This window comes from Nostoc sp. DedQUE08, from assembly GCF_034530895.1.
In the GTDB taxonomy this organism is placed as follows: domain Bacteria; phylum Cyanobacteriota; class Cyanobacteriia; order Cyanobacteriales; family Nostocaceae; genus Nostoc.
Genome location: NZ_JAVRCD010000001.1, coordinates 181,501 through 207,353 on the forward strand (window position 1 = coordinate 181,501; position 25,853 = coordinate 207,353).

The window sequence follows — 25,853 nt, forward strand, 5'->3', positions numbered from 1 at the left end:
CAGGTCAGCGACGAACAAGGCCTGATTAAGAACTGAATAATAAAGAGAATAATCATGAGCAAAGTTTGGTTTATCACAGGCGCTGGCAGCGGCATTGGAGCCGGAACCGCGAAGGCGGCATTGCAGTCCGGTGACCGTGTAGTTGCGACTGGCCGAAACCTCGACAAAGTGCGTAATGCCTTGCGCGATGTTGCAAGCGAGAATCTTGCATTTGTTCAGTTGGACGTTTCCGACGAGGTAGAGGCGAAAACAGCCGTCGAGGAGGCAGTGAATCGGTTCGGTCGCATCGACGTTTTGGTTAACAACGCGGGCTACAGCCTGCTTGGTAATTTTGAAGAGATGACCACGACCGAGATCGAACGCCAGTTCGCGACAAACTTCTATGGTGTGGTATACGTCATGCGTGCTGTGCTGCCGATTATGCGTCAGCAGCAGTCAGGTCACATCATTAACATTAGCTCCGTTGCTGGCGTTGTCGGGTTTAAGCACTGTGCTGCCTACGCCGCATCGAAGTTTGCGGTCGAGGGCATCTCGCTGTCGGTCGCAGCCGAGGTGGAGGGGTTCGGCATCAAGATCGCGCTTGTCGAACCTGGCTTCTTCCGCACGGATCTTCTGGATGACCGGAATGTCAGATGGCCCAGCAACGCCATCGAAGACTATGCCGCCGAGGGCAACGTTCAGGACACTTGGTCGGTCTACAACGGCACGCAGCAGGGTGATCCAGCAAAGTTGGGCGATGCTCTGGTCAAAATCGCCGGGATGGAGAATCCGCCGAAGTTATTCGTTGCCGGAAGTGATGCCCTTGCGACGATCGCACCGGCTGTCGAGGAACGGTTGCAGGCGACGCGCGCCCATGAAGAGCTATCGAAATCAACAGATGGTTCGTTCTAGCGATCGCGCAAGAAGCATCATCATCAAATCTACGGACATGATGCACATCGCCATTCAGCAACAGATCGATCAAGACTGTGGACTAAATCAGCGATGAACAATACCAGACCCGATCTTGAAGTAGGACAGTTCCGACCTTTAATTCACCTTTAAATCAAAGACAGGAGTTCAAAAAATGCAAAAGCGCAAACTTGGAAACAGTAATCTGGAAGTCTCGGCGATCGGGCTGGGCTGTATGGGAATGAGCTTTTCTTATGGCCCACCCAAAGACACACAAGAGATGATCGCTCTTCTGGGGGCCGCTATCGATCGCGGCATTACATTCTTTGACACCGCCGAGGTCTACGGCCCGTTCCTAAACGAAGAACTGGTGGGCGAAGCCCTCGCTCCCTTCCGCGATCGAGTGGCGATCGCCACCAAATTCGGGTTCGACATCAGTCCGAATTCCGATCCTCGTGGGATGAAGGGTTCACCCGGATTGAATAGCCGACCGGAGCATATTAAGGAAGTCGTAGAGGGTTCGCTCAAGCGACTCAAGGTCGAGGCGATCGACCTCCTTTATCAGCACCGAGTTGACCCGAACGTGCCGATCGAAGACGTGGCAGGAGCGGTGAAAGAACTGATTCAGTCAGGTAAAGTGAAGCACTTTGGACTCTCAGAAGCAGGAGTGCAAACGATTCGTCGCGCCCACGCCGTTCAGCCAGTCACGGCTCTCCAGAGCGAGTACTCACTGTGGTGGAGAAAGCCTGAAGCGGAAGTGATACCGACCCTGGAGGAACTTGGCATCGGCTTTGTCCCCTACAGCCCTTTGGGCAAGGGCTTTCTCACGGGCAAGATCGACGAAAGCACGACTTTTGACAGCTCCGACTTCCGCAGCACCCTGCCTCGCTTCACTAAGGAGGCTCTCAAAGTAAATCAAGCCCTGATCGATCTGCTCGGCAGCATCGCCGAACGGAAGCAAGCGACACCTGCTCAAATTGCGATCGCCTGGCTGCTGGCCCAGAAGCCGTGGATTGTTCCGATTCCAGGCACCACAAAGCTGCATCGCTTGGACGAAAACATCGGGGCAGTCTCAGTTGAACTCACACCCGACGATCTGCGTGACATCGATGACGCCGCCTCCAAGATCGCGGTGCAAGGCGCTCGGTATCCCGAAAAGCTGGAACAAATGACCGGTCGTTAAACTGGCACTAAGTTAAGCCGTATAGTAGGCAAGGTAAGGTATGACTGGTTCCCTGCCTCTAGTAGTCTGCCAAGGGAACTTGGCGGGGAAAAGGGGAAAGGGGGCCCCACCTTCCCCTTTCCCCAGTCCTCACAAGCGCATTTTTGGGTTGGCAGACTACTAGCGTTTGTGATGATTTCGCATAGATTTATGAATCTTCTTCCATCGTTCTTTCTCAGCTAATTGCGCCCTTTGGTCTTGTTTGCGGTTAAGGTAGTCAAGTTCTTTTTGTAACTTTTGGTAGCTAAGAAATCTAGAATAATCAAGTTCTCCCTCAGCCAAAGCCTGCTGCACGACACAACCCGGTTCGTTATTGTGCTGACAATTTCGGAAATGGCATTCTTGCGCCAAGGTTTCGATGTCTGCAAAAGTTTCTTGCAAACCTTCATCACCTGCCCAAATTTGGATTTCCCGCATTCCTGGAGTATCAATAATTAATCCGCCAGTAGAGAGCAAAATCAACTCACGATTAGTTGTTGTGTGTCTACCTCGGTCATCACCTTGCCGTACTGGTTGCACAACTTGCACAGATGCACCTTGCAGTTGGTTAGTGATGGTGGATTTACCAACACCAGAAGACCCCAACAAAGCAACTGTCTGTCCTGGTTGTAAGTAAGGTTTTAAGGCATCCAATCCTTGATGATTGGTGGCACTTAAAACTACAATTGGTACACCCAAAGCAACTGCTTCTACTTGGGTTAAATACTCTTCCAGAGAATTGCACAAATCTGCTTTATTTAACACAATTACCGGATTTGCACCACTTTCCCAAGCCAGAATCAGATAACGCTCAACTCTTCTTGGGTTAAAATCGCCATCTAATCCTGAGACTAAGAAGACTGTATCAATATTCGCTGCAACAATTTGTTCTTCTGTTTTACTACCTACTGTCTTGCGAGAAAATTTGCTTTTCCTGGGTAAAATCTCGTTGATAGTGGCTCGTCCTTCAGATTCTCTGACACTAATCGCAACCCAATCTCCAACGGCGGGAAAATCTTGTGGTTGAGAAGCACGATGCCGCAATTTACCTGAAACTTCTGCTGAAAGTTCCCCTTGTTCGCTATAGAGGGTGTAAGTATTTCTGTATTCAATGGCAACCCTAGCAACGCTAAATCCTTGTAAGCGATAGGGTTCAAAGCTGCGAGCAAAAAAGTTACTCCAGCCTAAATAATCCAAATTCATTGATGTTTCCTCGATGTGTGCTACTTGTTTTGCACAAGGTTCCACAGAGGAAGACACTTCTATGCAGGAGAACTACCCGCACCAGAATGTCTGTGAATTCTAGTTTTCATTCCTGTAGAAAAGAGGACTGAACAGAATCTCTGCGCCTTGCGTTCTTTGAGTTGAGATGGTCAAAGTAACCCGGACTGCTAGTAATTCAGTCATAGTTCGTCCTCCTTATGTACTACAGTAAATAATCTACATTACTACATTAGCCTATTCCAGAAAATTGTTTAAATTATGCAATTTTAACTTTGATATTTATCGCGGATTGAAAGACCAATGCACAAGTTTGTACATTATAAAAACAATTTTGATAAAAAATATCTGCTCATCTTTTAGCAACTTCTAGCGAAAGAAAGAGTTTGAGGGTGAGTATCTCTGTAATCATGAATGCGGATAAGTGTTTACCTGCTAAATAACTGATATGCCGCAATATTTCGGAAAATTACCCACCACAAACCAAGCTTGGACAACTGTTAGCAATGTAAAAGCTGTAACCTGGGAAAATAATATTGTTAATTTTGACTGTGGCGACTCACGCCTGACCATCAGCGTACTTACTCCGAATTTAATCCGCGTGCGTTTTGCACCAACTGGGGAATTTATGCCCCGCCGCTCTTGGGCAGTGACGCCAGATGATGCAGAATGGGCAATAACACCTTTTGCAGTGCGGGAAACTGAAGCAACAATCGAAATTGAAACAGCACAGATTCGTGTGTGCGTTCAGCGGGAAAAGTGTCGCATCGCCTGTTTTGACAAAGCTAATCGTCCCTTCGCCCAAGATGCAGATATGGGAATGGGTTGGCGGATGGGTGCAGTTGCAGGGTGGAAGGAAATTGCAGCCGACGAACATTTCTATGGCTTTGGCGAACGTACAGGCTTTCTGGATAAACTCAGCGAAGTAAAAACTAACTGGACAACGGATGCCTTAGATTATGATTCGCTGACTGATGAAATGTACCAGGCAATTCCATTTTTTATGGCTTTGCGTCCGCAAGTTAGCTATGGCATCTTTTTCAACACCACTTTTTGGAGTCAGTTCGATATCGGTGCTGAACAACCAGGTATTTGGAAGATGGAAACTCGTGGCGGTGAATTGGATTATTACATTATTTACGGCCCCGAACCAGCCCAAATCCTGGAGACTTACACTCAACTAACTGGGAGAATGCCATTACCGCCGAAATGGGCGCTAGGTTATCATCAATGCCGTTGGAGTTACGAATCAGAAAACGTTGTGCGAGAACTAGCAAAGGAATTTCGTCAACGCCGCATTCCCTGCGATGTTATTCACTTGGATATTGACTATATGCGGGGCTATCGAGTGTTTACTTGGAGTCCTCAACGTTTCTCCAATGCGGCAAAACTCATTAGTGATTTAGCAAAGGATGGTTTCAAAACAGTCACAATTATCGATCCTGGTGTGAAGTATGAACCAGAAGGTAATTATCATGTTTTTGACCAAGGAATAGAAAACGATTATTTTGTGCGTAAAGCTGATGGTACGTTGTTTCACGGCTATGTTTGGCCTGAAAAAGCTGTTTTTCCTGATTTTTTACGTCCTGATGTGAGTAACTGGTGGGCTGATTTACACAAAAGCCTAACTGATATTGGTGTGGCAGGAATTTGGAATGATATGAATGAACCTGCCATAAACGATCGCCCTTTCGGCGATGATGGGGAAAAGATTTGGTTTCCCCTAGATGCACCGCAGGGAGGACAAGGGGACAAGGGGACAAGGGGACAAGGGGACAAGGGAGATATCCCTGCATCTTTTTCAACCCATACAGAAGTGCATAATTTGTATGGGTTGATGATGGCTAAAGCTTGCTATGAAGGGTTGAGACGGCATCGAAGTTCACAGCGATCTTTTGTGTTAACGCGATCGGGTTATGCTGGTGTGCAACGCTGGTCTTCTGTGTGGATGGGAGATAACCAATCGTTGTGGGAGCATTTAGAAATGTCTCTGCCGATGCTTTGTAACATGGGACTTTCGGGTGTGGGATTTGTGGGTTGCGATATTGGCGGGTTTGCTGGTAACGCCACTGCTGAATTATTCGCTCGGTGGATGCAGGTAGGAATGCTTTACCCATTGATGCGCGGTCACTCGGCAATGTCTACTGCTCGTCATGAACCTTGGGTATTTGGCGATCGCGTTGAAAATATCTGTCGAGAATACATTAATCTACGTTACCAGTTACTTCCCTATATCTACAGTCTTTTTTGGGAAGCGGCAACAACGGGCGCACCGATTTTAAGACCATTATTATACCACTTCCCCAACGATCCGAAAACCTACAGCCTCTACGATCAAGTATTGCTAGGTGCATCGCTGATGGCTGCACCAATTTACCGCCCTGGAGTTGAGCATCGAGCTGTCTACTTACCCGCTGGCACTTGGTATGATTGGTGGAGTGGCGATCGCTATGAAGGCCCGATTCACATTCTTGCTCATGCACCATTAGAAAGAATGCCACTGTATGTCCGTAGCGGTGCGATCGTTCCTATGCAACCTGTCAGCCAATACGTTGATGAATCGCCACTCGACGAGATTCGGTTACGAATTTGGCCTGGTAACAACGAATATCAGTTATTTGAAGATGATGGACAGACAAGCAAGTATCAAGATAATAACCACTCAATAACTAACATCCGTGTATTTACCCAGGCAAGCCAAACAGTAGTGGAAATTGCAGCAAGAGTTGGAAAGTGGACACCTCCACTGCGAGAAGCGATCGTAGAACTTGTAGGTGTTGGAGAGCAACGCTTTCAAGATGACGGTAAGCGACATAGCTTACAATTCTGAAATACTCGTAAAGGTGGTTTTTGAGCCACCATTATTTCCTACTTTAAATTATGCAAGAAAAAATATGCATAGAGGTAGATGAAAGATCGGCTAAAGTGTAACCTACAATACAAAGAACATCAATGATTAGCTCGTAAGAAATACGTAAGTTTACTACGCTAGATAGATGCGGTTAGAGAACACTCAATGTTAAATATTAACCGCTTGCGGCTGCAAGATAGATTTAAAATCTCTACAAATGCACTTGTGGCAAGAGTCGCAAGTGCGATCGCTGTTTTTGTTGGTAGCTTGGTATTAGTTGGCTGGTGTCTTGGAATTGAGGTTCTTAAGCGCGGCTTCCCTGGTAGTCCTGCCACGATGAAAGTCAACACGGCGTTGTGTTTTGTGTTGTCTGGTGTGTCACTGTGGCTATTTTTCAAAGATGAGCAGGGGAGCAGGGGAGCAGGGGAGCAGGGGAGGCAGTGCGGTCTTGGGGGTTTCCCCCAGGAGCAACTGCCGTCGAGCAGGGGGGAAAGAAGAATTCAAAATTACCCGCATAGTTCCACAGCCTCCTTGCCCGTACTTACTTTTCTCATCTCTCAGGTCTGTGCAATAGCTGTCACCACAATTGCGGCGCTTACTCTATGTCAATATATATTCGGCTGGAATCTCGGCATTGACGAACTGGTGTTTCGTGATTCGCGAACTAGTCTAGCGACATTGCATCCGGGGCGGATGGGGGTGAACACAGCACTGAACTTTATACTAGTCAGTGTCGCCCTACAGATTCTGATTCATCCAAAAACCCACCGCAGTTATTGGTATGCCCAAATTATTACTCTGATTGCTACTTTGATTTCCTTTCAGGCGCTGATGGGCTATGCCTACCAAGTGAAAGTTCTTTACGGACTCGCCCCTTATACAACATCAATGGCGTTACACACAGCGCTGTTGTTCTTATTACTAAGTATAGGGATTCTGTGGGCGCAGGCAGAACATGGCTTAATGAGGGTAGTTACAAGTGATAGTTACGGCGGCTTACTTGCACGTCGTTTACTAGTTGCCGCGATCGCAGTACCTTTTATATTAGGATGGGTAATTGTCGAAGGTCAACGGGCAGGACAATACGATCCGGCATTTGCAATATCGGTATTTGCGATCGTTTTGATTGTAATTTTTACTATTTTGATTTGGCAAAGTGCCAGGGTTATTGAACGCCTCAGCTATCAACGCGACCTTGCCCAAAAAGCACTGAGAACCTACGAAGCTAAACTAGGAAGTTTTGTAGATGCTAACGTCATCGGTATTCTCTTTAGCGATGTGTATGGCGGTATCCAGCAAGCAAACGACGAATTCTTGAGGATGATTGGTTACGCGCGGGAGGATTTGTTAACTGGTAAGTTCAGTTGGCGCAATATCACACCACCAGAGTATTTATATTTAGACGAACAAGGTATCGCTGAAGCCCAAGGAAACACCGACGCTGCTTGTACGCCCTACGAGAAAGAATTTATTCGCAAGGATGGTAGCCGTATCCCGATTTTAGTTGGTTACGTCCTGCTAGGAGAAAACCGCGAAGAGTCAGTAGCCTTTATCCTCGATTTGAGCGAACGCAAACAAGCAGAAGCAGAACAACAAAAATTAGCATTGCTTGTAGAAAATAGCTCTGACTTTATCGGCATTGCCACCCTTGAGGGTCAATTACTCTACATAAATGATGCAGGTCAAAAGTTGGTAGGGTTTGCCAACCTGAATGAAGTCAGGCAAAAAGCAGTATTAGATTACTTCATGCCCAAAGACAAAGCCTATTTTCAAAAATATATACTGCCGACTGTGCTATCAGAAGGGCGCTGGCAGGGAGAATTTTGCTTCCGGCATCTCCAAACAGGTCAACCGATACCAGTTGATTACAATATCTTCACTGTTACAGATAACAAAACAGGTCAGCCAATTGCCTTAGCAACTGTAACTCGTGACATCAGCGAGCAAAAGCAGACCCAGGAACAAATCTTACAGCTAAACAGGGATCTACAGCGCCGCATAACTGAATTACAAACTTTGTTGGAGGTAATTCCCATTGGAATTGGCATTGCCGAAGATCCAAAATGCCAAAATATTAAGGTCAACCTTTCTTTTGCGAAGCAGTTGGGGATATCGTCAGATACAAATGCCTCCCTCAGTGCTGACTTGGACGAAAGACCAACAAGCTTTAAAATCTATCGCCAGGGAAGGGAACTGTCAACAGAAGAACTCCCAATGCAGTACTCTGCTGCTCATGGTGTTGAGGTGATCGATTATGAACTCGATGTCATTCATGAAAATGGCAAAATTGTCAAGCTGTTGGAGTACGTTGCACCCCTGTTTGACGAAGAGGGTAAAACCAGAGGAAGCGTTGGCGCATTTTTAGATATTACGGAGCGCAAACAGGCAGAGGAAGTACTCCTAAAGCAGCAAAAATGGCTAGAGAATGTGTTAAATCTGATGCCAAGACCATTGCTGTTTATCGAACCAGGAACGGCGCGGGTAACTTTTGCCAATCGCTCTGCTGACGAATTAGCTGGGGGCGAATTTCCCAAAGGGATACCCGCCGAAGATTATCACACAGCTTACTACTATACAGATGCAGCTGGCGATCGCATCCCCAATGAACTGATGCCAGGAGTACGGGTTGCCCGTGGCGAAAGCCTGAATGGATTAGAGGTGGACTGGCATACTCCCGCTGGCGTGCGCTCTCTACTAGTATTTGCTGATACCTTACCAGCAATGCACGGTCATCCGGCTACCTGTATCTTAGTGTTCCAAGAAATCAGCAACCTCAAGACTGCACAAAAAGCCCTCTCATTAAGTTACAAAAGGTTAAAGCTACTATTTGACACAGCCAATGATTTATTATCGAGTCAGCAACCAGTAGTACTAATCGATAGCGTCTACCAAAAACTAAGAGACCAAATTGGTTTAGATATTTACTTTAACTATTTGGTTGAGGATAACTCTCAGGTAATGCGGCTAGAGTCTTACAGCGGCTTTTCCCCAGAACTAGCAAACCAAATCGAATCCTTGGAATTTGCTGAAGCGGTTTGTGCGACTGTCGCCCAGGAGCGTTGTGCAATTGCTCTAGAGAATGTGCAGCAATCAATTGACCCGAAAACAGAATTGATTCGTTCTTTTGGAATTACAGCTTATTATGCATACCCATTAATAGCCCAAGGACGGTTATTAGGTACTCTTTCTTTTGGCAGCCGCACTCGGTTAAGCTTCACCGACAATCAAAAAGGGATGATGCAAGCAGTATGCGACCAAATAGCGATCGCAATGGAACGGGCTAGTTTAATTGCTTCTTTGCAACAACAAACTGAGCAGTTACAACAAGCCAACCGGATGAAGGATGAGTTTCTAGGAACATTATCCCATGAATTGCGATCGCCCCTCAATGCCATCCTTGGCTGGGCGCAATTACTGCAACGAAGCAAGCTCAGTGATAGCCAAATGGCTAGAGCAACTGAGACAATTGAGCGCAACGCCAAAGCGCAAACCCAGTTAATTGAAGACTTACTGGATATATCGCGGATGAGTAGAGGCCAGTTACGCCTCAATGTCCGTACTTGTAATTTGGTTCCCATAATTGAGTCAGCCATCAAGACTGTTAGTTTAGCCGCTCAATCCAAGGAAATCGATTTGAGATTTTCCCTAATTTCCTCAAAAGCAACACCAAATTCAGATTGGGAATTAGGAGTTAATCGCGAAAATCTCGAATTTCCAGCAGCACAATCCCAAACTAATCAACATTCAAATGACACCAAGCCGAGTGAAAATTCTCAATATTTAGTTTCCGGGGATTTCGAGCGCTTACAACAAATCATCTGGAATCTGCTATCCAATGCCATCAAATTTACACCCGTTGGCGGAAGGGTAGAGTTGCAATTGTCAGTGGTTAGTGGACAAGAAAAACCACAGACAACGGATAAATATGCCCAAATTCAGGTGATTGATACAGGCATTGGTATCAGTCCTGATTTTCTTCCTTACGTTTTCGATCGCTTTCGTCAAGCTGATAGTTCTAGCACTAGAATCTATGGTGGATTAGGACTAGGATTAGCGATCGTCCGTCATTTAGTAGAATTACATGGCGGTACTGTCCGCGCAGATAGCCCAGGCAAAGAACAAGGAGCGACGTTTACCGTCAAACTACCACTTCTGAAGAATGCCCACCTCGGCTCTTTTGCCCCTCTGCCCCCACCCCCTGGAGTTTAGTCAGCGACATCAGTATGCCCCACGAAGATGTGAGAACAAAAGAGAATTCCAGCCGCAACGTTGACAGATGATGCTATTACGAAAGACCAATTATTATTGTAGAGACGGCGATTCATCGCGTCTCTTGCCTTAACCGAAGAGTATTAGGACGGAATTAGAAATGGGGTATTGGGGAATATGAATTAAATTCACCCCTATGTCTCCTAGAGAAAGAGGTTCGTTGCCTTATCTATATTTTCATGAATCAAATAGGACTACGATAATGTCCGAATAATTGAGTTTTGATTCCCATAGTAATTAGCCACTTTATTACTAAGTGCCTTAATTGAAGTAGCCTCTTCTACTTATCGAGACTCAGCAGGTTGTTGCAGGCGTAATAGGGTATTGTAAACCTGCCTTTTTAAGATAGTATTATTTTGTAGTTCTATAGTAATTTTATTGAACTGTTCAAATTTTAAACCATTATCTTCGACAATTTTTTGAGCGTGGTTACAGTAGTTAACTGCGATATCTTGAGCCTTCTTTGGAAGACCATTTATGCTATTAGAATCGTTGCAAACAATTTGGGGGATTTCTCCATTGCCAATAAGTTTTTTAATTTCTTCAAAAGCATTTTGACGGGCTGGCTCCATTGCTAGCACGGCTTGAGCGTAACTGTCGATTTCAGTATTGTTAACTATTGGTGCTGGAGTTTGAGCGTCAGCTTTAGAACTCAATGAAAAACCATTAAAAATCAAACTCGCAGTAGCGATCGCACCGAACAATAACGATCGCGACAGGGTTCGCTTTCGGCCAGTTCGGGAAAATAAATCAGAAATTTTCTTCATATAGTATGTGACACGAAACTACATCAGGGATATTATAAGAACTTTGAATTATTTTCAGAGTTGGAAGTTCCAGGAACTGCTCAATAGATTAAGCTTTTATATTTGATTGTCAATTTCCTCGGCATACTTGACAAAGTTCGATTACTTTTGTCTGGAGTGTTGACATTTCTGATGCTCCTTGCTTAAGGCTAACCTCTAATTCCAGCAGTAGGGGTAAGCAAAAGATTAACTGTTGCACAGAAAGCAGCTTAATTTCTTGCTGTAAGAAGTAAATTCGTTTGGGATTACCGATGTCAGCGGCAACAGCGATCGCTTGTTGATTCCGTTCCCCACTTTCTATCATAATCTTCACCCACAGCCAGGTGCGAAATTGTCCAATCAGTGTCGCAACTATCCGTAATCCCGGCTCGGAAGCATTGCTCAAATCTGCTAGTGTTGTCAAAGCTTTACCTGTATCTCCTGTTCTGATTGCTGCTGCTAATTGTAAGCTATTTTGGGTAGTATTTCTTACTAACTTTGTAACAGTATCTGTGTCTAAAGGCTGATTGCTATCTTGGACATATAGCCGTAATTTCTCTAACTCATTGTAAAGGAGCCGTGTATCATTTCCTACGGCTTCTGCCAACAGATGGGAAGTATTGGCAGTCAGTTTCACGCCTACAGTCTGGGCTGCTTGATTAACAGATTGCACCAGTAATTCTGTTTTCCAAGGTGGGATAAGAGGAAATTCTCGGAATTCGGTAGCAAACTGTTTTAACAATTTCGTGGATTTGAGGCGTTCATCTGGCTTATTGCGGCTGGTGAGCAATAAAAATGAGTTTTCGGGAATGACACTTAGCGATCGCCCCAATTCTGCCAACACATTCTCAGGACAGTGCTGACACAGAGTGGTGTTTATCAGCCATACCAAACGCCCACCAGCGCCAAAAGTAGGCGTCATCACCTGATTTAACCCCTGGATAACAGCATCAGCCCGATCTGGGGAAAATGCAGTGTAATTAAAACTTGTCCATAGGGGATCGAGGACGCGATCGCGCAAAAGTGCGATCGCCTTTTCCATCGCAAAATCATCTTCACCCCAGTAAACATAGATTGGCATAGATAAACCTCTTAGTAGATGGGCATTAGGAGTGCTGAGTTAGGAGTTAAGAGTTAGGAGTTTTGTTTACCCCCTTGTCCATACGTGTCAACTTAACGCAAAACCCCTTGTCCGCCGGGAATTGAAATTCCCGTCTCATAGCTAAAGTCATCTGAAGATGACTAAATATCGCCAAAAATCTCCAGTCTACTTCAGTAGAGTTAAGCTAAAAGCTGGAAAATTTATTTCTGGGCGGGGATGTAAGCCAACAGATAAGCTATTTCCAGCTGAAGTTGACACCTATGCCCCTTGTCCCCCTATCTCTCTCATCTCCCCATTCCCCATTCGCAAAAATTAAATACTTTTGAAATCATTCTCTTAATCAAGGTAATTTTCCCTAAAATCTATCAAGTGAGAGCGTGAGGCTATGAAGATTGGACGACAACTATCAAACTTACTTAAATCGGTTAGCAAGACTGACGCTGCCAGAAGCCTACAGATCCCAAGCCCAGCATATTCAGGAATCTTCTAAATTTCAGCTAAATTCTGGGTTGAGACAAGCGGCATCCTTTCCTGGCTATACGCTAATTACCCCGCCGGCAGAAGAAGAATCACACAATTCTGCTTTCTATGCCAAATTACAGACTTATCAACAGGAACTTTTGCAGTTGCCTGTAAACCGTAATTTGATTGTACCTGTACCTCCTGCTAGCTTCCATCTGACTTTAGCGGATTTAATTTGGGACAATGCTTACCTTGATGCCTACGAAAAAAATCCTAAATTTGACGAGGAGTTACACTCTTGTTTAGCTGAAATATTTCAAAAATATCAACAATTGATGACAAACAGAAGTCATCCAATTAAATGGCAAATGCTGGGACTAATACTGATGCCAAGAGCCATAGCCATTTGTTTAGTCCCCCAAGATGAACGCTGTTACGAGGAAATTATTCAATTTCGTCGAACAATTTATCAAAATCCCAAGTTAATTGCCTTGGGTATTGAGCAGCATTATCACTTCACAGCCCATGTTACATTAGCCTATTTTGGGGAGGTTTCATCTGACCTAGACCGAATAAACTTCAGCACTATACTTTCTCAATTGAATGAACAATGGCTGTTGAATTTGCCGGAATTCTCGATCGATCGTGTTGAATTACGAAAGTTTGACAACATGACACGCTATTATCGTGAATCAGACTGGCCGATTTTGGATTTTTAAGTAATTGGTTAGTAGTTAGTAGTCAGTAGTTTCCACTGACTACTAATTATTAATTATGTCTTCCTGAAAACAAGGTTAAAGATAAATCCTATAATTTTGTTTTTTAGGTAAGTCTAGATTTTTGCCAATCCTCTAAATAAAATCTCCAGCTTAAAATTTCGGTTGTTGATAACCGAGGTAAATTGCTTCTAAAAAAACATCAGGCGTAACAGCTTCTGGCAATTTTTCTAAATTAATAATAGCTTTAACTTGCTCGGCTAGCTTTAGAGATAGTGAGGTTCTTGCCTTTAACGACATTGCACCGCGTCGCTGTAAATACTCACGAATCACAGCAAAATCATCTGGCATCAGTTGCGAGAAATCAGCAATTTCGATTAACTGTTCATGAAGTCCTTTTGCCTGTTCCGAAATTGTCAATCTTGCAGATGTAGTGGGTGTTTGGGCTTGAATTACAATTGTGCCAGCAGCCAAATCACCTAAGCGCTTTTCACGGCTACCCAACATAATTAAAAAAGCACCGATAAACAAAGTTTCATCAAAGGGTCGCAGTAAAGCACGTAGCGTTGCTTGTTGTAGCCCGATCAGTCTACCATCATCTCGAACTACACGAATTTTAGCAAACCGTTTACCAGGAGTTTCCCCAAACCATAAGGTTTCAAAAAATACAAAATAGCCGATGTAAATTGCAAAGGCGATAATGAAGAAAATTGCTAACAACCAAATATCTAAATTTGTTAAATTTTTAAAAAAATATTCAACAAAATTTAACAACTGTGTCGAGAAGACACTCCAAGTAAGGACAAACAGAAGCAAAGTTACACCCAACACTGTATAGTCAATCAGGAGTGCCAAAACTCGATTACCGATTCCCGCGAGAGTGAATTCCAACTCTACACTTTCTGGAGTCTGGAATGTGATGCGATTAAAAAAGCGCATATTTTAACTAATTCAAAATTAATAGAGTTGGATTAAGATGTTGAGTTAACGAAAATCTTGCGAGGGAGGTTCTCGTAATTGCAAACCTAGACCTTCACGCCGACTACGCAAGTCCAAGTATAAAACAGCTTTTAGTGCTTGCCAAAATGGCATGACTAAAACTCCACCGATCAAGCTGCCAATCACAGAAATAATATACACAATCGAGTAAATAGCAGTACCAGGCTCAAGTTTAATTAGGAATAAGCTAGGTATATAGTTTAATACAAACACCAACGGCATTGTAACGATAAAAGCAACTAAAACAATGCCTTGAATGCGAAAGACTGAGGCTTTAGTTAACTCCCAACTTCTGGCAACACTTTCGCCACCATTGATATTTTCCTCAACTGCTAAGGGTACTTCAGCTACTATCCAACGGGAGTAGAACCAGGTTAGTCCTAACAATATAATGCCTGCCGTTACAATTATTACCAATGTGGTTATGACTATAACGCCTGAAGTACCTAATATTCCTCCTAATGCTACTCCGATCAAGCTAGCCACTACACCGCCCACGATCGCTAATCCAATATAAATTAGCAGTAAATATATACCTACTTGCAAACCAACTCTTAAAAATGACCAAAGACGTGGATTAATATGGCTCCTGGCAGTTTGAACACCTTCAGGTTGGTAAATCAATTCTCCAAAAGCCAAGCGTGAAATTAGTCCAGAGATGGCTGCATATTTTGCCCAACCATACACAGGAACTAGAACCCACAAGTGCGCGATCGCATCGCAGCTAGGTTAAGATAAGTCTTCAAATGAGAACGATACAACCGTACCGCAGCACTGACAACGTTACCGATACTCAGTGGTTGTATCTGGCCGGAAGATCCAAAGTTTTCAGACATAATGCTAAATTTCCCTTGAAATTACGGAGATCAATTTGAGGCTATCTTAAGCTAAGTTAAACTCAGTGTTCCCAAAATTCATGAATATTCAACGTTGGATTGCGCGACGAGAACCTAATTGGCAGCGTTTGGATGCTTTATTAAGGCAGATAGAAAAAAAAGGGTTAAAGTCCTTACGGGCAGCAGAAATTAGAGAGTTAGCGAGTTTGTATCGTTCTGTAGCGGCAGATTTAGCGCGTGCCCGCACTCAGCAAATCGGCAATACTTTAATCCAAAGTTTACAATCTTTAACAACTCGTGCTTACACGCAGATTTACCAAGGTTCGCGGCGGCAGGAATGGCAGGCAATCTTAGAATTTTATCGTTGGGGATTACCATCTGTAGTCCAGAAAACATTTGTATATATTGCTATGGCAACGGCGCTATTTCTACTAGGCGCACTAGTGGCTTGGTGGTATTCTTGGCAAAACCCCAGCTTTATGCCTTTGATTGTACCTGAAAGCTTGATTACCAAAGTGCGAGATGAGCATAAATTATGGATGGGTTCAATTGTTGGTGTTGAACCTTTGGCATCCAGCGGCATCGCAATCAATAATTTGTCGGTGTCTTTTGGGGCTGTTGCTGGTGGTATGACAGGTGGAGCATACACAGCCTATTTGATGGTATTTAATGGTTTATTAATTGGTGCTGTTAGTACTTTAGTCGGTCAAAATAATCTGGCTTATCCTTTTTGGGCCTTTGTATTTCCGCATGGTTCCTTAGAATTACCTGCAATCTTTTTTGCTGGGGGTGCGGGATTCTTATTAGCAAAAGCAATTTTATTTCCTGGTAAATATCGCCGTGGAGATGCACTGAAGTTTTATGGATATCAAGGGGTGCAGCTAGTATTTGGAATTGTACCAATGTTGATTATTGCTGGTGCGATCGAAGGTTTTTTCTCCCCTAATCCTAATGTACCTGATGCAATTAAATATCTAGCAGGGATAGGATTATTTATACTTTTGGTAATGTATTGTAACCGCAAGCAAACATAAAATAATTTAGATAGCGGCTGATTGGCAAATTGAAAAAGTATTTTAGAATAAGGTAAATACAAACTATGTAAATAAATCATCATAAATTGAAGCTAGGATAATCATGGTACAAACATCAAATAAAAGATTGACTCTAGAAGAGTTTCTCGTACTACCAGAAACTAAACCGTATTCTGAATACATTGACGGTCAAATCATTTCAAAACCTACGCCTCAAGGAAAACATAGTACTATTCAAGGAGAACTCTGCCCCTCAATCAATTCTGTTGTCAAAGTACAAAAAATGGGTTGGGCTTTTCCAGAATTACGTTGCACTTTTGGAGGACGTTCTATAGTTCCCGATGTCGCTGTATTCTCTTGGGCAAGGCTTCCTGTAGACGAGAATGGTGATATTGCCAATACATTTGCCGCAGCACCCGACTGGATAATCGAAATTCTTTCCCCCGAACAAAGCCATACAAAAGTTACAAAAAAAATCTTACACGCTCTCAATCACGGAACTCAAATGGGTTGGTTAATTGACCCTGATGAGCGCTTCATTGCTGCTTATCCTGCAAGACAACAACCTTTACCTTTTGAGGAAGTTGAATCTGTTTTGCCAGTGCCAGAGTTCTGTCAGGGGTTACAGTTGACGGTAGGTGATATTTTTGGATGGTTAAAGGTGACTGCATAACAAATATTCTGTTCAACCTAACTTACTATTTTTACACTGAAAATATATATGCCAAAACGCATCATCACCGAACTATCTGATGAGCAAGAGGCAATGCTTCCCATTTATAGAGAGAAGTGGCGGTCGATACAAATATCAACTGAATCAATTGAGCAAGAAAAAGTCGCAGCAATAATCAAAACTGCTTATGCGGTGAGTGATTATCCTGAGCCTGAGATATTATTCTATAGCAGTCCTATGACCGCAATTGAGAAGATTCTTACTATTGAGAACTTTAAGGCATATCTAGGGCGCGATATCCACATGAAATTCGGTAAAAGAGTAATAGATCACCTTCTACATGGAATAACGGAACAACTTGACGAACATCTCTGTATCAGATTGCGGAACCAAATTCAACACCCTGAATATCCGTACTACTCAACTCATAGTCATCCACTAGTTTCATACTTTCCGTATACAGGAAGATGTCTTGAACATCAACTAATTGCCGATCTTGATAAGCTGAAACTTGAATTTAGGGATTACCAAGAAATAAATTATCCAATCTTGTGGGGTGGGCGTCTCGCCCGCCCAAGGCTTGGGGCGGACAAGATGTCCACCCCACAAGAAAAATTGTATGTTTTTTTATTTGGAAGTCCCTTACTGATATTTCATACTTTACAAACAACTTGACTAGACCAGCAGAATGGGCAATTTTGGGTTGTATGTTAGCTTTTTGTATCTCAGTTCTTAACCTTCAACACGACAAGAAAAAATGGAATGTACTTCAAGAATTGATTCAACATTGTGGTTTAATATTCCAATTTGAAAAGGTTTGTATAGTCTGCGATCGCCCTTGCAAGTTGTCTTTTGACGAAGAAAATATGCTTCATGCTGACGAGGAAGCTGCTCTTCAATTTGCTGACGGCTATAGTGTTTATGCTTGCCACAGAAAACATCCTTCTCAAGAAGAGCAATATTATCAGCAGCAAGATCCTGAGTCTGTTTAGATGTGCAATTCTAGAGACTCACCGATAAATATCTGTGTTTATCTCTTTTTTACTGAAGTGAAAATTTTGAGATTGCGTGATTTACTCAATTTTAATTATTTAAATTAAAATTTAAATTTTTATTAATTTTTAATCAAATAATTTAGTCAATCAAAATCAATAAGCAAAAATTTTTTAATTCAATATTTAAACATATCTTAATTTATTGCTTATCAATTGTTAAATAAGGTTTAACCATACAAAATGTAGCCTGTTTAAGACTGGAATTACAGCAGTAAAATATTCCTTTAATCAGAGGTAATATGATTTTTTCGACCGCCATATTGAATCGTGTCGTTGCTACTTCAATGGTGACAACTTCTGTTGCACTTAGTCCATTTTTTGGTGCGATCGCACAAGCTGAAACTCTCAATGGTGCAGGAGCAACTTTCCCAGCTCCGCTTTACGAACGCTATGCTCGTGAAGTGAAGAAGAAATATCCAGACTTGAAAATTAACTACCAAGCAATTGGTAGTGGTGGTGGTATTCGTCAAGTCATCGCTGGAACCGTTGACTTTGGTGGTAGTGATGCTGCAATGAAAGATGATGAAATTGCTAAAGTCAAGAATGGTGCAATTTTAGTACCTACAGCAGGCGGTGCTGTTTCTGTTGTTTACAATCTTCCAGGCGTTAACAATCTCAAATTATCCCGCGCTACACTACCAGCAATTTATTCAGGTCAAATTACCAAATGGAATGACGCGAAAATTAAAGCTGATAATCCAGGCGCTAATCTACCAAATCAAACAATTAAATTTGCTGTTCGTGCCGATGGTAGCGGTACAACTTTCATTTTTACAAATCACTTAAGTGCCATCAGCGGTTATTTTAAAGGCAGAGTTGGAACTAACACTGCTCCAAAATGGAATCTGCCAAACGTCCTCAAAGGCAAAGGAAATCCAGGTGTAGCTGCTATAGTAGCTCGGACTCCTGGTTCTATTGGTTATGTAGAATATAGCTACGCTGTCAAAAATAATCTGAAATCAGCACTGGTACAAAATAAGAACGGAGAATTTGTTGCTCCTTCTTTAGAATCTGCAAATGCAGCTTTATCAACTGTCACTTTTCCAAACAACTACCGCGTTTTTATAGGAGATCCAGGACAAGGTTATCCCATTGTCGGTCTTACTTGGATGATGGTTTACAAACAGTATGCTAATGCTGCTAAAGCTGATGCAATTAAGAAATGGATTAATTGGGTATTGAAAGACGGTCAACAGTATAACGACGATCTGAACTACACCAAAATTCCATCTGATGTAGCAAATCGAGTGCTTCAGACAGTGAATAGCTCTGTCAAGCCTTAATTTGTAATTTTTAGAAATTATGTACAAGAGATTTCCCAATTCCCTTAAAAAGGGAAGGATGCTTTGAATATAGCAATCCTAAATGAGATTGTGAAAACTTTTGTTATGGTCGTCCTTGCTCATTTGTCCTTTGTAATTGCAAATAACAAAGGACAAATGATTAATGACGAATGACAGACTGAGTTAATAACTCGCTCTAATAGTAAGAAAAAACTATTTTATTGATTTGTAATGGCAAATTTATTAGAGAAATCAAATCTAGGTGATGAAAATTTCAATCTAACTACTACTAGCGGCACAAATTTCTGGTTTGACCAAGGTTTTACACGGCTAGTATACTTTTTTGCTGTGATTACTGTTGCAATACTATTGTTAATGAGTTGGGTAATTTTACACGAAGCTCTACCAGCCATTAAGCAGTTTGGAATGGGGTTTTTGTGGGGACAAGATTGGGATACAGGTAATCAGATTTTTGGTGCATTACCCTATATTTATGGAACTTTAGTAAGTAGTGCGATCGCTATTTTATTCGCTGTCCCTGTGGGAATTGCAGTAGCCTTGGTCACAAGTGAAAATTTTTTACCTACATCGCTGCGAATCACCCTAGCATTTGTTGTTGAATTAATTGCTGCAATTCCTAGTGTAATTATTGGTTTATGGGCGATTTTTGTCTTTATTCCAGTTCTAGAACCTCTACAAAAGTGGTTAGCCAGTACTTTTAAATGGATACCACTGTTTAATACAGAAGATCCTTCTGGGACTAATATGTTGACTGCTGGAATTATTCTCGCCATCATGATTTTGCCCACAATGGCAGCAATTAGTCGTGATGTCTTAATGGCTATCCCTAAAGAATTACGTTCTGCATCTATGGCTTTGGGTGGCACTCGTTGGGAAACAATTTTTCGAGTCTTGCTACCATCTGGATTTTCTGGAATAGTAAGTGCAGCAATGCTTGCTTTAGGACGAGCTTTGGGTGAAACAATGGCCGTTACTATGGTGATTGGTAACTCTGCTCAAATCAGCGCTTCTTTACTCGATCCAGCTTATACAATTCCCTCTGTATTAGCTAATGAATTTGCCGAAGCTGAACCGGGTTTGCATATAGGTGCTTTAAGCTATTTAGCATTGATTTTGTTTGGGTTGACTTTAGCTGTAAATATTGGCGCTGTCATCTTAGTGAAGTGGGTTGTCAGAAAAAATAAATAACACTATCTTATTTTTAAATTCCTACAAATACCTCAGTTAACAAGACATTTATCAATAAAAATTTGTCAAACTTATGAGTGGTTACATTCAATCAGAAAAAGATGAATCTTTGGCGGCAGAATTATGCAGTCCTCTGCCAAGAAAGCGGGTAATATTTACCTATACAATGAATGCGATCGCCTTTGGTCTTACAGGTCTAGTACTCATTCCTTTATTATCAATTTTGTGGGAAATTTTTATTCGGGGAATATCTGGACTCAAATCAGAAATGTTTGTCAAAGCAGTTATTGATAATGGCTTTGGCAATGCTATCTTGGGAACCATAATTATGGTGGTAATTGGTGCTATTTTAAGCATTCCCACAGGAATCATGACAGGAATTTTCTTAGCAGAATTTAGTCAAACTAATCCAGTTGCTAGTATTGTTCGCTTTGTCACCAGCATTCTTACAGGCGTACCTTCAATTGTTGTCGGCGTGTTTGCTTATGGTGTAATAGTTTTGGTCACTAAAGGATTTAGTGCGATCGCAGGTGGTTTTGCTTTAGCCGTAATTATGTTACCTGTAATTATACTGACAACAGAAGAATCCTTAAAATTGATTCCTACATCTCAACGCCTCGCCTCCGCTGCTTTAGGTGGAACTCGCTTCCAAACTACTTTTCGCATTGTTGTAACTACTGCAATCCCCGGAATTACTACAGGTATTTTATTAGCTGTAGCTCGTGCGGCTGGTGAAACAGCACCCTTAATTTTTACCGCTTTATTTAGTTTAGATTGGTCAGAAGGATTGTTAAGTCCTACAGCTTCTTTACCAGTATTGATTTTTAACCTCTACAACGACCCCGATCCACAGAAAAGTCAATTGGTCTGGACTACTTCTATAGTTCTACTCGGCTTAATTTTATCTGTCAGTATTCTTTCTCGCTTAGTTATTAGGCAAAGAAAAATCAAATGAGAATTCTATAATATTTATCCTGGTTCCTGAATCCTATTTTTATCAATTTTTCTTTCGCACCTTGGGCAAGCATGAGTAACCTAATTCCAGCTATCAAAGTTAAAAATATCAGCTTTTACTATGGGACAACAAAAGCTATTGAAAAGGTATCAATAGATATTTATCAGAACCAAGTAACTGCAATTATTGGCCCTAGTGGTTGTGGTAAATCTACCTTCATCAAAATTCTTAATCGCATTAGCGAATTAGAAGGGCCTGTCAAAGTTGAAGGAGATGTAGAATTTTTTGGTCAGAATATTTACGATCGTCGTGTCAACATCAATCGGTTACGCCGCCAAATTGGTATGGTGTTTCAAAAACCGAATCCTTTTGGGATCAGTATTTATGAAAATGTTGCCTACGGGATGAGAATAGCAGGTAGGCATTCAAAATTAGAATTAGATGAAATTGTCGAATCTGCACTTCACAGCGCTGCTCTTTGGGATGAAGTCAAAGATAAGCTCGATAAATCAGCTTTAGGGCTTTCTGGCGGTCAGCAACAAAGATTATGTATTGCCCGTGCTTTAGCAGTCAAGCCAAAAGTTTTGCTAATGGATGAGCCTTGCTCGGCTCTTGACCCCATCGCCACCATGAAAGTTGAGGAACTACTTCATAGCTTACAGTCTGAGTTGACAATTGCGATCGTTACCCATAATATGCAGCAAGCCGCTCGCGTTTCTGATTTTACGGCTTTCTTTAGCACCGATGAAAGTCGGATTGGTCAAATGGTTGAATTTGGCGCTACAGAGCAAATATTTAACAATCCACTCGATCCTCGCACCCGCGACTACATTTCAGGGCGTTTCGGTTAAGGTACGTTCTAGCGTGACTTATTGATTTTTGTCGAGCTATCTTGCACTAAAAGATACTTATAAAGTGTAGTTGAAAAAAGTTACTAATTTATTTTTATAAATAAATTAACTTCTTACTACCCATGAGGAGTATATAATATTCGTATTTTGATTTCTACATAGCTATTTTAAATCGAACCAGACCTAATCCTTGTTCAATAGTTAAGGTGTGAAAGGTGGGTATAAAAAGTTTGTAAAAGATAAATTTTGAGGCATAACTTTAATATAAGTATCGACTAACAGTTTATCTGCTGTATAGCTACTGTATGGCTACGTAATTTCCATGAATATCTTCTTTTGGGGGTAACATAGTGAAACAGCGGTGCTAATTTGTACTACTTTACCTAGTCAGGTTTTGTTTCAGACGTTTTAGGAATATGAGTAAACTAATTCCAGCCATCAGAGTCAAAAACTTCAGCTTCTCTTACGACACTCAAAAGATAGTTGAAGGCGTGTCAATGGATATTTACCAAAACAAAGTCACGGCAATTATTGGTTCTAGTGGTTGTGGGAAGTCTACTTTTCTTAAATCGTTAAATCGCATGAGTGAATTAGAGGCAGAAGTAAGGGTTGAAGGAAAAGTAGAATTTTTTGGGCAGAGTATTTATGAGCGTCGCGTTAACATCAATCGCTTACGCCGCCAAGTTAGTATGGTTTTTCCCAAGCCAAATCTTTTTCCCATGAGCGTTTACGATAATGTTGCTTATGGGGTGAAGTTAGTTGGATGGCATCCGAAAGTAGAATTAGATGGAATTGTTGAATCTGCCATCAAAGCTGCCGAACTTTGGGATGAAGTGAAAAATAAACTACACAAATCTGCTTTAGAGCTTTCTGGCGGTCAACAACAAAGATTATGTATTGCCCGTGCTTTAGCGGTCAAACCTAACGTTTTGTTGATGGATGAGCCTTGTTCAGGTCTCGATCCTATGGGTAGTATGAAAATCGAGAATTTAATCCATAACTTGCGTTCTGAGTTGACAATTGTGATTGTTACTCACAATATGCAGCAAGTTACTCGCCTATCTGATTTTACGGCTTTCTTTCATAGTAATGAAAATCGTATTACTCAAATGGTTGAATTTGGTACTACAAATAAAATATTTACTAACCCTGTGGATTTTCGCACCCGCGACTACATTTTCGCCCGCGTCAGTTAAAGCGTTTCACTCTAGCGATTTAGAAGTATATGACATAGTGCAAGTGGAAATTAAGATTGAATTTAATTTCTGCTTGCTTTGAGTTTTTCTTGTCTTAGGCAATGCAGACTGATATTGACAGTCTGTTTTTATACTCTATATTTAGAGGAAAGTATCTTCTCTAAACCACCTAAATCATAAAATGAAATGTCCTCGGTGCGAATCTACTTCATATCGTAAAAATGGTCGTCGGAATGACAAGCAGAATTACCTCTGCAAAAATTGTGGTAAACAATTCCTAGAATCTGCATTCTCTCGTTCCTTAGAAACTGACTTGCTTGCTAACAGCAACGGATATACTAAAGTATCTACGGCTGAAACGACAGAACTTTCTTTATTAAAAAACCTGCCCGAAGAAGAAATCGCAGAAAAAAGCCTTAGCTCTTTTAGTTTGACATTAGCTGAACAACTGCTGCAAACAATATTATCGCCTAGTTGGTTAGAATCTGCTGCTTTGAGCCAATTTATCCAAAAAATTCAACCAAAAGCTGAAATAAAATATCAATTAGATACAGGAATATCACTTCTACTTTTGGATGCAGAAAACTTAAAATTAGATATTAATTCAGAATTATTTTTAGCTAGTGTCTGTAAGTATCCTCTCCAATTTAAAATGGCATTTGCTAACTGGAAAAATCCAAGTATTGGAAAGCAAGATATTGAACTATATAACCGTGGCTATCAACTTGTCCATGTGCCAGAAGGTAAGGATAGTGCTGATGCAAAAATGATTGCTTTCGGTGCTTGTATTGTACGTTCTTATCCAACCGTTAAAGAAATATTAGTCTGTTCTAGCGATGGGATTTTAAGTCACCTCTGTAATGAACTCCAAAACCAAGGATTAATTGTCTATTGGGTACGTAGACAAGGGCAAACTTTGCATATAGAAAACCGGAATACTGGCAAATTCACTCATTATTCTTTAGCAATGGCAACAGAAGTTCCATCTTTAGAAAAAGTGGTTGAGCAAATTCAAGATTTAATTAAAAATGAACAAGATTCAATCAATACTCGATTACACAGGTTAACAACGATTGCAAGTTTGTTTCAAGAAAGATCCAATATCAATAATAAATCTCATCATAAGCAACCAGAAATTGAAGAAATTACCCCTATTATAAATAATTTATCTGCACAATTAATTCAAGAAGATACTGCGAAAATCCCTAATGAAAAAACATTAGATAAATTATTATTAAAAATTATTCAAGATATACAAACAAAGTCTCCCCAAACTCAAGTGTCTGTGTCCAAACTAGGCTCAGAGTTACGGAGAATAACCGGAGAATCTCCTAATTCAATTATTAAAAAATTAAAGTTAGGTTCCAATTTTACCAAATATCTACAATCATCTCCCACGTTTACATTAAAAATGAATGGCAAGGAATATGAGATAATGCCGCTATTCTCCGAATAGATACTTTTTAGATGTCTACGTATAACCTGAGCCTATAATTCAGTATTATGTACAAAGATGTAAAGAAATGTAAATAATACGATGCAGAATAAAGTTGTTGTTATTGTCGGAGCTACTGGTGGTATTGGTTCAGCTTTAACACAAAAACTTGCGCCTACCGGAGTCCGGTTGGTACTGGCTGCCAGAGATACAGTTCGTTTAACCACATTGGCTGCTGATTTACCAGGACAAGTTTTGACTGTTCCCACCGATATTACTGACCAACAGCAGGTAGATACTTTGATAGAAAAGACCATCGCTGAGTTTGGTCAAATTGATATTTTAGTGAATGCAGCTGGCGCTGGTATACTCAAACCCTACAACAGCCTAGAACCCACTGATTTAGACAAGATGTTAGATGTCAACTTAAAAGGTAGCTTTTACACCACTCAGGCGGCTGCTGAAGAGATGCAAAAGCGCAAGTCTGGTCACATCTGTAATATCGTAGGAATTCTGGGCAAACATTCGATGGGGATGGCAGCGGCTTATTCGGCTTCTAAGTTTGGTGTTGTCGGTTTTAGCAAGTGCATGGCAGAAGAACTCAAGCGTTTTGGTATCAAGTTCACGCTATTCTACTTTGGTGGGGTAGATTCTCCTTTTTGGGATAACGTCAACCTAAAAGTAGACCGAAAAAAAATGCTTAGTCCTGAAACTGCTGCCAATGCGATTTTCTTTGCTCTTTCTGCCGAACCGCAGGCTGTGCCAATGGAAATTAACATTCAACCTGATAGTCATTTATTCTTTTAAAGGGGGAGTATGCTTACATAAT

General features: G+C 41.7%; 22 protein-coding genes. 16 read left to right on the forward strand and 6 right to left on the reverse strand.

The features are described from left to right. The first annotated feature begins 54 nt into the window (after positions 1 to 54). A complete protein-coding gene (locus RMY64_RS00730; RefSeq protein WP_322699027.1) occupies positions 55 to 891 on the forward strand; it encodes an SDR family oxidoreductase in 837 nt (278 codons plus the stop codon). 175 nt (positions 892 to 1,066) lie between these two features. After that, positions 1,067 to 2,074 carry an aldo/keto reductase gene (locus RMY64_RS00735; protein WP_322690139.1) on the forward strand — a complete coding sequence of 336 codons (1,008 nt, stop codon included), beginning with the start codon at positions 1,067 to 1,069 and terminating at the stop codon, positions 2,072 to 2,074. Between the two features lie 159 nt (positions 2,075 to 2,233). On the opposite strand, the gene rsgA is transcribed toward RMY64_RS00735, so the two are convergent. Next, the gene (rsgA, locus tag RMY64_RS00740) at positions 2,234 to 3,295 is read right to left on the reverse strand and encodes a ribosome small subunit-dependent GTPase A (protein WP_322699087.1); all 1,062 of its coding nucleotides are present in this window, start codon (positions 3,293 to 3,295) and stop codon (positions 2,234 to 2,236) included. A 466-nt stretch (positions 3,296 to 3,761) separates the two neighbouring features. Between rsgA and RMY64_RS00745 the strand changes: the two genes are divergently transcribed. After that, on the forward strand, positions 3,762 to 6,143 hold the full coding sequence (locus RMY64_RS00745; protein ID WP_322699028.1) for a glycoside hydrolase family 31 protein: 2,382 nt from the start codon (positions 3,762 to 3,764) through the stop codon (positions 6,141 to 6,143). A gap of 186 nt (positions 6,144 to 6,329) precedes the next feature. Then, positions 6,330 to 10,373, forward strand: coding sequence for a PAS domain S-box protein (locus RMY64_RS00750; protein ID WP_322699029.1), 4,044 nt, complete (start codon positions 6,330 to 6,332; stop codon positions 10,371 to 10,373). A gap of 344 nt (positions 10,374 to 10,717) precedes the next feature. On the opposite strand, the gene RMY64_RS00755 is transcribed toward RMY64_RS00750, so the two are convergent. Both RMY64_RS00755 and holA read right to left on the reverse strand, forming a co-directional pair. Continuing rightward, positions 10,718 to 11,200, reverse strand: coding sequence for a DUF4168 domain-containing protein (locus RMY64_RS00755; protein WP_322699030.1), 483 nt, complete (start codon positions 11,198 to 11,200; stop codon positions 10,718 to 10,720). Positions 11,201 to 11,309: 109 nt separating this feature from the next. Next, the gene (gene holA / locus RMY64_RS00760) at positions 11,310 to 12,299 is read right to left on the reverse strand and encodes a DNA polymerase III subunit delta (RefSeq protein WP_322699031.1); all 990 of its coding nucleotides are present in this window, start codon (positions 12,297 to 12,299) and stop codon (positions 11,310 to 11,312) included. Between the two features lie 413 nt (positions 12,300 to 12,712). Here holA and RMY64_RS00765 point away from each other — a divergent pair, with 413 nt between their 5' ends. Further along, on the forward strand, positions 12,713 to 13,501 hold the full coding sequence (locus RMY64_RS00765) for a DUF1868 domain-containing protein (protein WP_322699032.1): 789 nt from the start codon (positions 12,713 to 12,715) through the stop codon (positions 13,499 to 13,501). A gap of 150 nt (positions 13,502 to 13,651) precedes the next feature. Here RMY64_RS00765 and RMY64_RS00770 read toward each other — a convergent pair whose 3' ends face one another. Genes RMY64_RS00770 through RMY64_RS00780 form a run of 3 tightly spaced genes read right to left on the reverse strand, consistent with a single transcriptional unit; the run spans position 13,652 to position 15,333 of the window. Continuing rightward, positions 13,652 to 14,437, reverse strand: coding sequence for an RDD family protein (locus RMY64_RS00770; protein WP_322699033.1), 786 nt, complete (start codon positions 14,435 to 14,437; stop codon positions 13,652 to 13,654). Positions 14,438 to 14,482: 45 nt separating this feature from the next. Next, entirely contained in the window at positions 14,483 to 15,202 is a 720-nt protein-coding gene (locus tag RMY64_RS00775) for a hypothetical protein (RefSeq protein WP_322699034.1), read from the reverse strand. After that, complete coding sequence (locus RMY64_RS00780) at positions 15,190 to 15,333, reverse strand: hypothetical protein (RefSeq protein ID WP_322699035.1); 144 nt, start codon at positions 15,331 to 15,333, stop codon at positions 15,190 to 15,192. The genes RMY64_RS00775 and RMY64_RS00780 overlap by 13 nt, the downstream gene beginning before the upstream one ends. Positions 15,334 to 15,413: 80 nt before the next feature. Between RMY64_RS00780 and RMY64_RS00785 the strand changes: the two genes are divergently transcribed. The 11 genes from RMY64_RS00785 to RMY64_RS00835 all read left to right on the forward strand — a co-directional run bounded on the left by RMY64_RS00785 (position 15,414) and on the right by RMY64_RS00835 (position 25,831). Then, on the forward strand, positions 15,414 to 16,367 hold the full coding sequence (locus RMY64_RS00785) for a stage II sporulation protein M (protein ID WP_322699036.1): 954 nt from the start codon (positions 15,414 to 15,416) through the stop codon (positions 16,365 to 16,367). A 103-nt stretch (positions 16,368 to 16,470) separates the two neighbouring features. After that, positions 16,471 to 17,040, forward strand: coding sequence for a Uma2 family endonuclease (locus tag RMY64_RS00790; protein ID WP_322699037.1), 570 nt, complete (start codon positions 16,471 to 16,473; stop codon positions 17,038 to 17,040). Between the two features lie 48 nt (positions 17,041 to 17,088). Next, on the forward strand, positions 17,089 to 17,715 hold the full coding sequence (locus RMY64_RS00795) for a hypothetical protein (RefSeq protein ID WP_322699038.1): 627 nt from the start codon (positions 17,089 to 17,091) through the stop codon (positions 17,713 to 17,715). Then, the gene (locus RMY64_RS00800; RefSeq protein ID WP_322699039.1) at positions 17,712 to 18,032 is read left to right on the forward strand and encodes a DUF6745 domain-containing protein; all 321 of its coding nucleotides are present in this window, start codon (positions 17,712 to 17,714) and stop codon (positions 18,030 to 18,032) included. Before RMY64_RS00795 ends, RMY64_RS00800 begins: the two co-directional genes overlap by 4 nt. A gap of 302 nt (positions 18,033 to 18,334) precedes the next feature. Then, positions 18,335 to 19,378 carry a phosphate ABC transporter substrate-binding protein PstS gene (pstS, locus tag RMY64_RS00805; protein WP_322669958.1) on the forward strand — a complete coding sequence of 348 codons (1,044 nt, stop codon included), beginning with the start codon at positions 18,335 to 18,337 and terminating at the stop codon, positions 19,376 to 19,378. Between the two features lie 231 nt (positions 19,379 to 19,609). Continuing rightward, entirely contained in the window at positions 19,610 to 20,587 is a 978-nt protein-coding gene (gene pstC, locus RMY64_RS00810) for a phosphate ABC transporter permease subunit PstC (protein ID WP_322669959.1), read from the forward strand. Positions 20,588 to 20,660: 73 nt separating this feature from the next. Next, a complete protein-coding gene (pstA, locus tag RMY64_RS00815) occupies positions 20,661 to 21,542 on the forward strand; it encodes a phosphate ABC transporter permease PstA (protein ID WP_322699040.1) in 882 nt (293 codons plus the stop codon). 71 nt (positions 21,543 to 21,613) lie between these two features. Continuing rightward, positions 21,614 to 22,393, forward strand: a complete 780-nt coding sequence (gene pstB, locus RMY64_RS00820) for a phosphate ABC transporter ATP-binding protein PstB (protein WP_322669961.1) — start codon at positions 21,614 to 21,616, stop codon at positions 22,391 to 22,393. Positions 22,394 to 22,809: 416 nt separating this feature from the next. After that, entirely contained in the window at positions 22,810 to 23,589 is a 780-nt protein-coding gene (locus tag RMY64_RS00825; RefSeq protein WP_322669962.1) for a phosphate ABC transporter ATP-binding protein, read from the forward strand. Positions 23,590 to 23,770: 181 nt separating this feature from the next. Next, the gene (locus RMY64_RS00830) at positions 23,771 to 25,045 is read left to right on the forward strand and encodes a transposase-like zinc-binding domain-containing protein (protein WP_416212130.1); all 1,275 of its coding nucleotides are present in this window, start codon (positions 23,771 to 23,773) and stop codon (positions 25,043 to 25,045) included. A gap of 81 nt (positions 25,046 to 25,126) precedes the next feature. After that, positions 25,127 to 25,831, forward strand: a complete 705-nt coding sequence (locus tag RMY64_RS00835) for an SDR family oxidoreductase (RefSeq protein WP_322669964.1) — start codon at positions 25,127 to 25,129, stop codon at positions 25,829 to 25,831. Positions 25,832 to 25,853: the final 22 nt, after the last annotated feature.

Bases quoted from the DNA above. Each gene is read 5' to 3' on its own strand.
- RMY64_RS00795 (WP_322699038.1), top strand. From the start codon at position 17,089: ATGCCAAAACGCATCATCACCGAACTATCTGATGAGCAAGAGGCAATG.
- RMY64_RS00745 (WP_322699028.1), top strand. From the start codon at position 3,762: ATGCCGCAATATTTCGGAAAATTACCCACCACAAACCAAGCTTGGACA.
- RMY64_RS00750 (WP_322699029.1), top strand. From the start codon at position 6,330: ATGTTAAATATTAACCGCTTGCGGCTGCAAGATAGATTTAAAATCTCT.
- pstC (WP_322669959.1), top strand. From the start codon at position 19,610: ATGGCAAATTTATTAGAGAAATCAAATCTAGGTGATGAAAATTTCAAT.
- rsgA (WP_322699087.1), bottom strand. From the start codon at position 3,295: ATGAATTTGGATTATTTAGGCTGGAGTAACTTTTTTGCTCGCAGCTTT.
- holA (WP_322699031.1), bottom strand. From the start codon at position 12,299: ATGCCAATCTATGTTTACTGGGGTGAAGATGATTTTGCGATGGAAAAG.
- RMY64_RS00830 (WP_416212130.1), top strand. From the start codon at position 23,771: ATGAAATGTCCTCGGTGCGAATCTACTTCATATCGTAAAAATGGTCGT.
- RMY64_RS00770 (WP_322699033.1), bottom strand. From the start codon at position 14,437: ATGCGCTTTTTTAATCGCATCACATTCCAGACTCCAGAAAGTGTAGAG.
- RMY64_RS00825 (WP_322669962.1), top strand. From the start codon at position 22,810: ATGAGTAAACTAATTCCAGCCATCAGAGTCAAAAACTTCAGCTTCTCT.
- pstS (WP_322669958.1), top strand. From the start codon at position 18,335: ATGATTTTTTCGACCGCCATATTGAATCGTGTCGTTGCTACTTCAATG.
- RMY64_RS00835 (WP_322669964.1), top strand. From the start codon at position 25,127: ATGCAGAATAAAGTTGTTGTTATTGTCGGAGCTACTGGTGGTATTGGT.
- RMY64_RS00755 (WP_322699030.1), bottom strand. From the start codon at position 11,200: ATGAAGAAAATTTCTGATTTATTTTCCCGAACTGGCCGAAAGCGAACC.
- RMY64_RS00730 (WP_322699027.1), top strand. From the start codon at position 55: ATGAGCAAAGTTTGGTTTATCACAGGCGCTGGCAGCGGCATTGGAGCC.
- pstA (WP_322699040.1), top strand. From the start codon at position 20,661: ATGAGTGGTTACATTCAATCAGAAAAAGATGAATCTTTGGCGGCAGAA.
- RMY64_RS00780 (WP_322699035.1), bottom strand. From the start codon at position 15,333: ATGTCTGAAAACTTTGGATCTTCCGGCCAGATACAACCACTGAGTATC.
- RMY64_RS00790 (WP_322699037.1), top strand. From the start codon at position 16,471: ATGGTACAAACATCAAATAAAAGATTGACTCTAGAAGAGTTTCTCGTA.
- RMY64_RS00785 (WP_322699036.1), top strand. From the start codon at position 15,414: ATGAATATTCAACGTTGGATTGCGCGACGAGAACCTAATTGGCAGCGT.
- pstB (WP_322669961.1), top strand. From the start codon at position 21,614: ATGAGTAACCTAATTCCAGCTATCAAAGTTAAAAATATCAGCTTTTAC.
- RMY64_RS00735 (WP_322690139.1), top strand. From the start codon at position 1,067: ATGCAAAAGCGCAAACTTGGAAACAGTAATCTGGAAGTCTCGGCGATC.